Annotated in this window: 12 protein-coding genes; 6 read left to right on the top strand and 6 right to left on the bottom strand. The window is 38.6% G+C overall.

Annotated features, from left to right (window positions below; translation table 11 throughout):
- From AC04NP_RS16970 to AC04NP_RS16960, 3 genes are all read right to left on the bottom strand, one after another.
- On the bottom strand, nt 1-1,357 hold a 1,357-nt coding region (locus AC04NP_RS16970), incomplete at its 3' end, for a condensation domain-containing protein (RefSeq protein ID WP_482861029.1).
- A 36-nt stretch (nt 1,358-1,393) separates the two neighbouring features.
- On the bottom strand, nt 1,394-2,122 hold the full coding sequence (locus tag AC04NP_RS16965; protein ID WP_482861028.1) for a thioesterase II family protein: 729 nt from the start codon (nt 2,120-2,122) through the stop codon (nt 1,394-1,396).
- A 40-nt stretch (nt 2,123-2,162) separates the two neighbouring features.
- Complete coding sequence (locus tag AC04NP_RS16960) at nt 2,163-2,792, bottom strand: transposase family protein (protein WP_482861027.1); 630 nt, start codon at nt 2,790-2,792, stop codon at nt 2,163-2,165.
- 304 nt (nt 2,793-3,096) lie between these two features.
- Between AC04NP_RS16960 and AC04NP_RS16955 the strand changes: the two genes are divergently transcribed.
- On the top strand, nt 3,097-4,839 hold the full coding sequence (locus AC04NP_RS16955; RefSeq protein ID WP_482861026.1) for an ABC transporter ATP-binding protein: 1,743 nt from the start codon (nt 3,097-3,099) through the stop codon (nt 4,837-4,839).
- Nucleotides 4,840-5,120: 281 nt separating this feature from the next.
- Here AC04NP_RS16955 and AC04NP_RS16950 read toward each other — a convergent pair whose 3' ends face one another.
- Both AC04NP_RS16950 and AC04NP_RS16945 read right to left on the bottom strand, forming a co-directional pair.
- Nucleotides 5,121-5,333 carry a hypothetical protein gene (locus tag AC04NP_RS16950; RefSeq protein ID WP_482861025.1) on the bottom strand — a complete coding sequence of 71 codons (213 nt, stop codon included), beginning with the start codon at nt 5,331-5,333 and terminating at the stop codon, nt 5,121-5,123.
- 569 nt (nt 5,334-5,902) lie between these two features.
- The gene (locus tag AC04NP_RS16945) at nt 5,903-6,115 is read right to left on the bottom strand and encodes a SymE family type I addiction module toxin (protein WP_482861024.1); all 213 of its coding nucleotides are present in this window, start codon (nt 6,113-6,115) and stop codon (nt 5,903-5,905) included.
- Nucleotides 6,116-6,298: 183 nt separating this feature from the next.
- Between AC04NP_RS16945 and AC04NP_RS16940 the strand changes: the two genes are divergently transcribed.
- From AC04NP_RS16940 to AC04NP_RS16920, 5 genes are all read left to right on the top strand, one after another.
- Complete coding sequence (locus tag AC04NP_RS16940; RefSeq protein WP_482861023.1) at nt 6,299-6,502, top strand: helix-turn-helix transcriptional regulator; 204 nt, start codon at nt 6,299-6,301, stop codon at nt 6,500-6,502.
- Between the two features lie 60 nt (nt 6,503-6,562).
- Nucleotides 6,563-7,816 carry a phenylacetate--CoA ligase family protein gene (locus AC04NP_RS16935; protein ID WP_482861022.1) on the top strand — a complete coding sequence of 418 codons (1,254 nt, stop codon included), beginning with the start codon at nt 6,563-6,565 and terminating at the stop codon, nt 7,814-7,816.
- Between the two features lie 102 nt (nt 7,817-7,918).
- Complete coding sequence (locus tag AC04NP_RS16930) at nt 7,919-8,125, top strand: hypothetical protein (protein WP_482861021.1); 207 nt, start codon at nt 7,919-7,921, stop codon at nt 8,123-8,125.
- On the top strand, nt 8,115-8,483 hold the full coding sequence (locus AC04NP_RS16925) for a helix-turn-helix transcriptional regulator (RefSeq protein WP_482861020.1): 369 nt from the start codon (nt 8,115-8,117) through the stop codon (nt 8,481-8,483). Before AC04NP_RS16930 ends, AC04NP_RS16925 begins: the two co-directional genes overlap by 11 nt.
- 83 nt (nt 8,484-8,566) lie before the next feature.
- Nucleotides 8,567-9,445, top strand: a complete 879-nt coding sequence (locus tag AC04NP_RS16920; RefSeq protein ID WP_482861019.1) for an SDR family oxidoreductase — start codon at nt 8,567-8,569, stop codon at nt 9,443-9,445.
- 152 nt (nt 9,446-9,597) lie between these two features.
- Here AC04NP_RS16920 and AC04NP_RS16915 read toward each other — a convergent pair whose 3' ends face one another.
- Entirely contained in the window at nt 9,598-11,097 is a 1,500-nt protein-coding gene (locus AC04NP_RS16915) for an alpha-L-fucosidase (RefSeq protein ID WP_482861018.1), read from the bottom strand.
- Between the last annotated feature and the right edge of the window lie 51 nt (nt 11,098-11,148).

The raw sequence follows: 11,148 nt of genomic DNA, 5'->3' as shown, positions 1-11,148 counted from the left end.
TAACCCCTGTATCATTGAACACTTCTAATAATTGATGCGTCTCTTCATCAGGTATAGTTGAAATGTCCCTGACGGGTTGATCCAAACCAGTATCGAATTGTCTGAGAATAAAGAGCAACCTTTTCAACAACAATTCTATTTCCTCTTGATTAAAGTAATTTTCTGAGTAATCAATGTGTAATTCTAATGGTGAATCCTGACCATATTCAAACCAACGAATTGCTAAAGGAGCCTCTAAATCCGTTGTACTTTTTAACTCTTTGAATTGCAAACTAACAGACGAATTCACAGAATCAGGCAATGGAAGGAGTTCATAATTTATTACAATATCAAAAAGTTGCAGACGATTTTCAGAAAGCAGTTTGAGAGATCTGTTTACATGCGAGATAGGGTAAAGTCCGTGCCTAAAGTCATTACGTTGAGTTTGTCTGATATCCAAAAGAACTTCTGACAGTAGCTGGTCTGAGGTAAATTCATATTTAAACGGAAGAATTCCCGAAAACATTCCTACCGTTTTACGCTCTTTTCTGCCCCGTCTTTTATGTAGAGGGAGTCCAAAACTAAATACTTGCTGCCCTGTTGTTTTTCCAAAATATAACAACAAGGCCGCTATGGTTAGTTGAGATACATTTACCTTAGTCCGTTCACTCAAGCGATTGAGTAAGGCGCTGTCCGACTCGGAAATAGGCATTGAAAATGAAAGACCTTTACCTTCTTTTTGCGTTTTCTGATTGAGTATCAGATCAGGAACAACATCAAATTTCTCTCTCCAATATTTTGCGTCTTGCTCATATTGTGGTGATGCTAAGTAATCAATACTTGTTTGCACAGCTTCGAGGTAAGAAGGATAAACCATTGCAGACGGTTTATCACCATTTAAAAAGATCTTATACTCATCAACTATATGATTTATAAATATCGCAATCGCAATCCCATCTGTTATTAAATGATGAAAACAGATAAATAGATAGGTTTTATTCTCTGATACTTTTATGAGTGTAAGCCGATATAGTTTTTCTTGTTCTAAATCAAAAGCTGTATCAAACTGATTTTGCATCCAGTCCAGGGCCTTTTTTTCTGGCTCAACTGATGATGAAACATCTAATTCATCAACGATAACTGGTTCTGATGAATCATCTAAATACTGCAAAGGTTCATCTCCTGTAAAATCAAATTTGATATTATAAATATCAAATACTTTGGAGCATTCTTCAATGATTGTTTTAAATTGAGAAGCATCAAATTTTCCTTTGAAAGTAACATAGCCTCCCATGTTATATAATGAACTCTTTGGATTGAGTATCTGCTCATAATAAACATCTTGTTGTGCTAAGTGCAGTTTTGTTTTCTTCTTCATCTCAATAGGGTTCCTTTTTTTAAATTCTTAATAAGCTTAGAAAGCATTCATAATTTTCTGAGCTATCATTTTTGCCTCATCCAGCACAAAAAAATGATTGCCAGGTACAACTTCGAAACTACAAGTGGCGTCAGTCTCATTTGCCCAGGCTTTCATGTCATGTATTGAAGTCTTTTCTTCCTCTTCTCCTATTTCGTCTTCTCCCATTATAATATGAATAGGAATTGAGAAAGGTATTTTCGATTTAGTGTATATATAATTTTCAACTGCTTTAAAATCATTTTTCAAGATTGGATAATACACGTCCAATAAGTCTTTTTGATCCAAAATATCTTTTGGCATACCTCCTATCTTTGTAATTTCTTTCCAAAACGATTCTTGAGGTAGTATTGATTTTTTATTAAGAAAACGGCTATACTCAGGGGCTCCTCTTCCTGTAAAAAATAAACAGGTTGGTAATTTCAAATTGTTCTTAATCATTTTTTTAACCAGTTCGTAGCCCAATAGTGTTCCCATGCTATGACCACAAAGAATATAATCCCCTCCTGAAATATGAATTTGAATATTTCTATATAAATCATTTACCATATCAGAAACCTTATCCAAAAGAGGCTCACCAAATCGACTACCTCTTCCTGGCAACTCTAGTGTGATCCATTCAAAATCCTGTATTATGTGTTTCTGTATTTCGTTAAAACTATACTTATTGCCTCCAGCAAAAGGGATTGCTATGATTTTTGGCTTTGTGTTTAATATGCTATTCATTGTCTTATCACGAAAATATGTTCAGAGGTCAAAATTGACTTTACTTTTTGATTAATTTCTGTATGCTAAAGCAGCCCTTATCAGTCCCGATGAACCCTAGATCAGCGAGTACAGGACAGCCCTTCAGGTCGACATGAAGTTCATCCCACAGGGTTTTATCATGCATAGCACCTTCATACGTATCACTCAAGAATAAGCAACAGCCCTGTAAGCCGGTGATTGCTAAGTTCTTCACAGTATGCGACTTCTTCTCGCCGCCGCTGCCACGGTGGCTGTACTCTTCCTTTTGTGCCTGATAACCAGAACGTCTGGGAACGGGGCGTTCCGTTACATCTGCCAGGATGCCTTTGTCGGTTTGTCGGAAGTGCTGGTAAGAACTACCCGTCTGTGGCATATGACCTAGTTTAGTCAGTGCTGTTTCCAGCACAGGGCATAGAAAGCATACCCATCGCTCGGCGATCCGATCACTCACTTTCGCTTGGGATATCTCAAACATACAACCGTGATAGGCTTGGTTCGGACGGTTCGCCGCGCGATTATGTTTTAAATATAGGAGAATGAAATCCAGCGGGGTGCCGCCCAGTTTGGCCCGGCTACCCGATAAGCTGCTATTCTTGGCTTCCGTAAGGCAGTTTTTTGCCCTGCGCTTTCCTTTCAGTGTGTAGTGCATAATGTTCTGGTTGACTAGTTCATCAAATACGGGCAATAAGTGCTCATATTCGGCTTGGTTTAGTCTACCGCGCAGCGACCGCTCTATGCCCTAAATTGAGCATCGGCCTGTCGGAGTTTTGGTTTATACGTTTCCCAGCCGCGTGGCGTCCACTACAGATCAAAGGCAGAGGGGCCTTTGTTGTAGCTTTTAGTAAACCATTATTAATAGTCACTAATATAATTTAAAATAATTCTAAATCATATATTATTTAAAATAATTCTAAATAATTTATTGTTACAATTTCTTTTTTTAGGTTTGTATTATGCCAGAAAAAAAAAGAGGTGTCAAGATTTCAAATGTTTTTAAAACAATCATTTGGCCAAAAAGAAAAATTATTATTGTAGGATTAATATTAATTATTATTAATCGTCTCTCAGCTTTAATATTACCATGGAAATCTAAGTTTTTGGTAGATGAGATAATACCCAATAAAGACATTTCCGGACTCTATAACTTATTATTTGTTGTAGCTATCGCATTGCTCGTACAAGCTATTACCTCTTTTTTATTAACTCGTATTTTAGGTGTACAAGCGCATGATCTTATTTTAGAATTAAGGACCCAAGTACAAAAGAAAGTACTTTCATTGCCTGTAAGTTTTTTTGATAATCATACATCTGGGGCCTTGGTATCAAGAATAATGAATGACATTCAAGGTATTAGAAATCTAATTGGTACCGGGTTGGTAGAATTTGTTGGAGCAATTATAACGGCAGTTGTTGCAATAGTTTTACTGATACAAATTAGTCCTTTAATGACACTTTCTGCATTTTTACCTGTATCTATTTTTGGTTATGTCGCCTTAAAAACATTCAAACATATTCGACCTATTTTTAGAGATGGGAGAAAAATTAATGCAGAAGTTAGTGGTAGATTAACAGAAACATTAGCTGGTGTACGAGTGATCAAAGGGTTTAATGCAGAAAAACAAGAGAATAATAGTTTTAAAAAAGGTGCAGAGCTTTTATTTTTTAATACAAAGAAGGCGTTAATCTCTCAAGCTATTCTGAGAAGTTCAGCCATTTTTTTAATAGGATTGGCTTCCCTTGTTATTATGGGTGTTGGAGGTTATCTCATAATTAATGGAAAACTAACGGTTGGTGAATTTTTGTTTTTCTCTTTGCTTCTAGCTTATATGATTAATCCAATTAGACAAATAAGTGAACTTGGAAGTCTGTTAACAGAGGCCTTCGCCGGTTTAGATAGAACCGAAGAGTTAATGAACGTCACTCCGGAAGAAGAATTAAATAATCGTAATATAATTTTAGATAAATTAAAGGGTGATATAGAATTTAACAACGTATCCTTTTTCTACAAAGAAGGTAAAAAGGTTCTTCATAATATAAATTTTAAGGCGAAAGCGGGTTCCGTTATCGCTTTAGTCGGTAGTTCTGGTTCCGGAAAATCAACAATAGCAGCATTATCTGCTTCCTTTTTAACCCCACAATCTGGGACAATAACAATAGATGGAAAAGATTTGTCCAAAGTAAAATTAAGTAGTTTTAGAAAATATTTAGGCGTTGTGCTACAAGATGATTTTTTATTTGAAGGTTCTATTCGTGAAAACATACTATTTCCCAAACCTAAAGCTTCTGAAAAGGAATTACAAAAAGCAGTAAAAGCAGGATATGTTGATGAATTTACAGACCGATTTGAAAAAGGGTTAGATACTCTAATAGGAGAACGAGGTGTAAAGTTATCTGGCGGTCAGCGACAACGAATTAATATAGCTCGTGCTATTTTAGCCGACCCTAAAATAATTATTTTAGATGAGGCTACTTCAAATTTGGATACTCACAGCGAAACTTTAATCCAAAAATCACTTTCAGAGTTAGTTAAAGATCGAACAAGTATAGTTATTGCACATCGATTAAGTACCATAAAAAAAGCAGATCAAATTTTGGTAATCGAAGCCGGAAAAATCATAGAGCAAGGTAATCATAATCAATTAATCAGTAAAGAAGGAAAATATTATGAACTTTATACTTATCAATCTAAAATATAGTATTTAAATATTAGACATTATCACGAATGAATTCTCATGAAACTTCAAATTAGCAACAATCCTCCTATATCCCCTTCACTAAGGGCATGACCTTTGATTCAGCAGAATCCATTTTTAGATGTTTGTTATTTTCTTTCAATGCTTCTTTTCGAGTTGTGAACGCAAAACCATTTGGTTTTAATCTATGTACCATCTCACACCTAAATCCTGTATACAGATAGTGTCCAGAACCTGCATTGGCTAGAGTTTTGTATTTATTCGGAAGCAACTTTTTTAAAGCATTATTTAAAGCGTTCTTCCGATCTCTTTTCTTCATTAAATGGAAAACTATCAAGACAAGCTCCCAAAAATTCTAAGACAGTTGCAAATAATAAAAATTTGATATATGGAGCACCATCTTGGTAAACCAAATACTTAAATTCCTTTATCACGACAGCCTCTATTGTTTGTTTTGTTGATAGAATTGTTTCATCGTAATTCATAGCATCATTCATTAGTATATCTTTTAAAGTTAAAGTATTAGGGAATTATTCCCACACACAGAAAAAAGCAAAGTTCCGGTTGTTGGTTCGGGAAATACAAGGGTAAAATGAATCAAGGCTTATTTAGCTAACGCTCAAAACCCACCACGCCGTAAACTAGCCTTGCCCCTTGCATTAGCCTCAGTCCAACCGATTGTATCGCTTTCTCTGGCGTGTTTCATCAGCGGAAGGGTAGTAGGCTGGGTTGCCATAGTGTCACTTTATACTTTATATTATTATGTATCAGTATTTATTTCGTTTCAGGTTTCTTGGTTGGTGGTGGCTAGGCGCTCGTTATCAGCGTTGTTCGTACGGCATTCGTGCCTCTCGTTTAGGTGGCATTAGAGATTTCTACTTTCGTGTCTTGTGGTATGAGTTGTGCATTTCAGAGCTCCCTTTTTAGGGGGCTCGCCCCAAGCTGAATGCTCTCTAAATGATCCACTGGATCATTTCTTAACGCTTACTTCTAGTCATATCCAACCAGGTTTTCTCTATCGTTATTTCATCTATTTCTCTTGCAGACACCATAGCTTCAGCTTCTACTATTCTTCTTCTAACTGTATGACTAACAATCGACCCATTGTTGTGATCAAGACTCTTTGTCCATAAATAAAACCTGATTTCTCTAACCAATTTCCAAAAAGTTTAATCTCCGGTACATCTCGCTGGCTGTACCTGTTAAATCTTGTTTTCGACTGAATTTTTAAACTCCTGACTTCAGGCCGTTTACTTGATCGCTTTCTTGATTTGGACATGACTGACTTAGATATATTATATTCGTTTATACAAGTAAATCTTACATAAATATAAGTTTAAATTATATAAAATTAAGTATAAATTTAATTTTTCTTACATAAAAATAAGTATAACTTACAAATATCTAAGTAATACTTGTGTTTTTACCCCTATTAATACCTATTTTCGAGTATTATAACTTTATGGAAGATCGAATCAATAGAGTCAAAGAAGTACTTGTCATTCAAGGGAAATCACAGAAATGGTTGGCAGAGCAGATGGGAATTAGCACCACGGCCATGACAGCTATTTGCAATAACAAGTCTCAACCTCATTTGAAGGATTTGAAAAGAATGGCGGAGATTTTGGAGGTGGATATCAGGGAGTTATTGGTGAGTACAATGTAAAGTGAATTATGGTTATATTTGGCCCCTGATTCCAACACTATTTACCAACAAAACAAACCAATGTCATTGAACCCATTTGTAGAATTTATCAAGGCATTTCGATTTCCCTATAAAAACAGGGAGCTTATAAGCCGGTATCAGTTGAGAAAACTACAGGAAATTGTACACCATGCCTATGAAAATGTACCCTTCTACCGGAAAAAATATCACGGCATCGATCTAACCATGTCTTCATTGGAAGACATTCAAAAACTACCGATGGTTACCTCCAGGGAACTAAGAAAATGCCGTATCGAGGAGTTAACATCGGAGAAAGCAAATCCGGAACAACTATTGGAGATGGCCTCAGCAGGTACCAGTGGAAGTCCGCTAAGGGTTAAAATATCCAAAAAAGAAAATACCCTGCGCCAGTTAAACCTGTTACGTTTTATGCTGGGCTACGGCTGGGTACCATGGTGGAAGGTTGTCTATTTAACGCGGGAGATACCACACGAGAAATATTCATTCTTTCAAAAGCTGATCAACAAAAAAAAATTCGATGTGGACATCCACCAGCCCATTGAAAAGCAGGTAATACAAATAAAAAAAATTAAACCACAACTCTTAAATGGGATGCCCACCGGCATTGAGCAGATAGCCGATTGGCTTATCGACCATGAGGAGCATTTGCCAGGACTGCGTTTATTAAACACTGGCGGGGAGGTTAAAAAGGAACATCATGTTGAAAAATTCAATAAAGCATTTGGAATGCCCGGACTTCAAAGGTATGGCGCGTGGGAATTGGGGATAATGGGTTATTCCTGTACACATTGCCATGAATTATGTATCAATGAAAGAGCGTTTTTAGCAGAAGTCGTTGATGACTCCTACATCTCTGTAAAAAACGGGGAGCAGGGTAAAGTGCTTTTTACAGCTTTAAATCAGTACACGACACCGCTAATTCGGTATGAAACAGGTGATTTGATCACACTCTCCGGGTCACAGGATCATTGCAAAACCACCTATCTACATTTTAAGTCTATCGACGGCCGCGATGTCGATGTTTTGCCACTAAAAGATGGGAGAAAACTTCATGCACAAAATTTACTCCACGCGGCCTTAAATATCAACGGATTAAAAAAAATTCAGTTGCTGCTGAAAAAAGATGGCTCCCTGTTGGTAAAATATATCGTTGATAATGGCATCTCAGATGAAACTGTCCACCAGGAAGTGATCGAAGTTATGCATTTGGAGGAACTGGATGTAAATTTTGAAAGGTGTAGCGAGATTCCGAATGAACCGAGTGGGAAATACAAATTTTTGAAAATGGAGTAGTTTTAATTACTCACCATTAGCATTCAGACAGCCCTTTAATCAGGTATGAGTAAACTTCAGTAGCACAGCATGAAACATGTTTGAATTTTGTAACTTTGCTCTATGAATTCATTAGAAAGCATTGAGGAGTTTTATAAGCGCAAACTTAATTGGGTACCGGATAGTGTGCGCCAGGAGATTGGGCACTTCAATGTATTCAGGTTAGAACCATTTGTCGGTAAAAATGCTAAACCCGTACCCTACAGTCGAAGAGACTATTTTAAGATAAGCCTTATCAAAGGGAACAATAAGGTACACTATGCTGCTTGAGAAAAGGGAAACCAATGCATCCCGAAGGATCACGACTGTTTTCCTGGAGCTTCTGGAAAGACAATTTCCTATCGATGATACGCACCAGCGGTTAAACCTACGCACTCCGGCTGCTTTTGCAGATCAGTTAGCCATACATGTTGATCATCTGAACAGGGCCTTAAAAAAGACCACTGAAAAGTCCACTTCAGAGATTATTCAGGAACGTATTCTCCAGGAAGCAAAGATTTTGCTGAAACACAGTGCGTGGAACATTTCAGAAATTGCTTACGCACTTGGTTTCAACGAAGTAACTCATTTCAATAAATTTTTTAAACAACATCAGGAGATTACACCTTCCGGATTTAGAAATGTTTGATTTTGATAACTTCTGATTTGGATAGCGTAATGAAAAGATAAGCTTCGAGATCAACTTTGTATCATAACTAAAACTAAAAAATTATGAATACAAAGAAAGTATGGTTTGTAACCGGAGCTTCGAAAGGCCTGGGCCTCACGCTGGTAAAAAAACTCCTGGCAAATGGTTATCGCGTCGCAGCTACTTCTCGCAACGCAGCATCTCTTCGCAATGAAACAGGTGATGTTTCCGACACCTTTCTCCCTATAGAAATGGATGTAACCGATGACAACAATGTCAAAGAAGTAGTTACTAAAACAGTCGGTCATTTCGGAAGAATTGACGTGATTGTCAACAATGCAGGTTTCGGTCAGATAGGAACCCTGGAAGAGTTAACTGACCAAGAAGTTAAAAGCAGTTTCGATGTAAATGTTTTCGGCTCACTAAACGTGATTCGTCACTCAACCCCTTTCTTACGAGAACAGGGATCCGGACACATTTTTAATATTTCTTCAATAGGTGGCTATATAGGCAGCTTTCCAGGGTTTGGGGTGTATTGTGCCACCAAGTTTGCAGTTGCTGGATTTACAGAAGCATTGGCAGAAGAAATGAATGGATTTGGCGTCGAGGTAACCCTGGTGTATCCGGGATATTTCCGAACCAATTTCCTGTCAAAAGGCTCGGTGCAAACACCTGCTCATCCAATTGCTGCCTATGCGTCTGCTCGCGAATCGGAACAAGCTCACCTGAATGAAATCGATGGTAACCAACCCAATGATCCTGAAAAGGCGGCTGAAGTGCTGATAGAAGTAAGTGAGCAAGAAGCACCTCTTGTGCATTTATTTCTGGGTAAGGACGCTTACAAATATGCCGGAGTGAAGATCGAGAGAATTCAAGCAGAAATGGAGAGCAACGAGCAGTTGGGGACCTCCCCTATTCTTTGCTATAATGATTTCCTTAATTCTTTGAATATGAGGCAATAAACTGCTTTGGACTAAATCACTCAAATATCTCTTACTCACGCGAAGTTCAGAAGCAAACCATTCAAGCTTTGGAATGCCTTCTTTTTCGATGATAAGGATGGTATCGATTAAACGGTGTCTTTTGTATTGTATCGGTTTTAAAAAATGATTTTTTATTTAGCATTAGTGATTTTGAATACAAAGGCATTATAGTCTTCGAGTTCATAATCATTAGGATCGAAATCGGGCAAGGCAATAGTAAGGTCTTTGCCGGAAGTGGTGTATTCCAATGATTCCCCCGTAGCCAGCAATTCTACTTTGCTACCTTTCTTTACTTTTATGTTTTTGATTGTCAGTTTTTTACCCGGCCACTTCGGACTAATGGCATAGACATTATTTCCTTTGGAGGTGAAGAATAGTTCTTTCACCGCTTTACCCGGCTGTTGGTCTATGGTCTGCTTGAGGATGTAATCTCCCTCTACATACGACTGGCCTTCTTCTAATAATTCAAATTCCCGGTCGCCGGCGGACCACTGGAAGGGGCGTTTCCACTTACGGGTTCCGTATATAGCCTCTCCGTTGGTTTCCAGCCACTTACCGATTTGCAGTAGCCGCTCCTGCATGATGACGGGGATTTTTCCAGCCGCGGTAGGTCCTACGTTTATGCACAGGTTTCCTCCCTGGCTTACAATATCGGCCAGCATGAGAATCAGCATCTGTGCAGAGTTGTAGTCTTCTATGTCCTCGTTTCGATTGTAGCCGAAGGATAGCCCCATCCCTCTGATTTCCTCCCAGGGCTTATCGAAGTTCACTTCTTCCCTGAGATATTCTGTGGTGAAGTAACCTCCATGTTTGTGACGCTGGCCTTTAACCCACCGGTCGTTGATAACCACATGTTCTTTTACCGGGGACTCGTTAAACAGCCAGGCCAGGAGTTCGGTGCTCTTCCAGTAGGTATCGTCTTTTTCCCATTCGCCATCGGCATAAATGAGGTCTGGTTTATAGTTCGTCACCAAGTCCTTGAATTGGGGATGGTAATAATCGCTCACAAATTTGTCCAGGCCGGCGCGGTACCATGGGTGATACCATTCGTAGAGGGAGTAATAAAGCCCGGCTTTCAAGCCGGCATCTTTCATGGCTTTTACATAGTCTCCCACTAAATCTCTTTTGGGCCCGGTCTCGGTGCTACTCCACAGGTAGCCTCGTGATTCAGTGGAATGCTTGTCAGGCCATAGCGTAAAGCCGTCGTGGTGTTTGGAAGTCATGATAACGTATTTGGCACCCGATCTTTTGAATAATTCCGCCCACTTCACCGGGTTATATAGCTCTGCTTTCCACAGCTTGGCGAAGTCAATGTAATTGAAGTCTTCTCCATAGGTCTTTTTGTGGAATTCAGGGATTTCCTGTCCGGTAAATTTTCCATTGCCGAAAATGGATTGGCTGGTAAACCACTGAAGGTACCACTCTTCGTAGGTGCCCTTTGGCGACCAGGAGGGTACAGAGTATGGTCCCCAATGGATAAAGATGCCAAATTTGGCATCTTCAAACCATCCTGCCACCGGCCGGCTGTCCAACGATTCCCAATCGGCTGTGTATTGCTGAGCATTTACCGCGCTATTAAAAGCAGCGACAATCAGAGATAGAAAAATGATTTTACCGACTATACGCTTCATATTTAAATGTGGTTATTTGGATGCAAAATTTTTAAATACACCCGGACATTC

The sequence above is a fragment of the Agaribacillus sp. DX54 genome, from assembly GCF_056858335.1.
The sequence above is the reverse complement of the archived record's forward strand: the minus strand, read 5'-3'. Positions and strand labels throughout refer to the sequence as shown.

What these genes read in the sequence shown, in the direction of transcription:
- AC04NP_RS16940 (WP_482861023.1), top strand. Translation starts at nt 6,299, where the DNA reads ATGGAAGATCGAATCAATAGAGTCAAAGAAGTACTTGTCATTCAAGGG.
- AC04NP_RS16945 (WP_482861024.1), bottom strand. Translation starts at nt 6,115, where the DNA reads ATGTCCAAATCAAGAAAGCGATCAAGTAAACGGCCTGAAGTCAGGAGT.
- AC04NP_RS16965 (WP_482861028.1), bottom strand. Translation starts at nt 2,122, where the DNA reads ATGAATAGCATATTAAACACAAAGCCAAAAATCATAGCAATCCCTTTT.
- AC04NP_RS16925 (WP_482861020.1), top strand. Translation starts at nt 8,115, where the DNA reads ATGCTGCTTGAGAAAAGGGAAACCAATGCATCCCGAAGGATCACGACT.
- AC04NP_RS16935 (WP_482861022.1), top strand. Translation starts at nt 6,563, where the DNA reads ATGTCATTGAACCCATTTGTAGAATTTATCAAGGCATTTCGATTTCCC.
- AC04NP_RS16955 (WP_482861026.1), top strand. Translation starts at nt 3,097, where the DNA reads ATGCCAGAAAAAAAAAGAGGTGTCAAGATTTCAAATGTTTTTAAAACA.
- AC04NP_RS16915 (WP_482861018.1), bottom strand. Translation starts at nt 11,097, where the DNA reads ATGAAGCGTATAGTCGGTAAAATCATTTTTCTATCTCTGATTGTCGCT.
- AC04NP_RS16960 (WP_482861027.1), bottom strand. Translation starts at nt 2,792, where the DNA reads ATGCACTACACACTGAAAGGAAAGCGCAGGGCAAAAAACTGCCTTACG.
- AC04NP_RS16930 (WP_482861021.1), top strand. Translation starts at nt 7,919, where the DNA reads ATGAATTCATTAGAAAGCATTGAGGAGTTTTATAAGCGCAAACTTAAT.
- AC04NP_RS16920 (WP_482861019.1), top strand. Translation starts at nt 8,567, where the DNA reads ATGAATACAAAGAAAGTATGGTTTGTAACCGGAGCTTCGAAAGGCCTG.
- AC04NP_RS16950 (WP_482861025.1), bottom strand. Translation starts at nt 5,333, where the DNA reads ATGAATGATGCTATGAATTACGATGAAACAATTCTATCAACAAAACAA.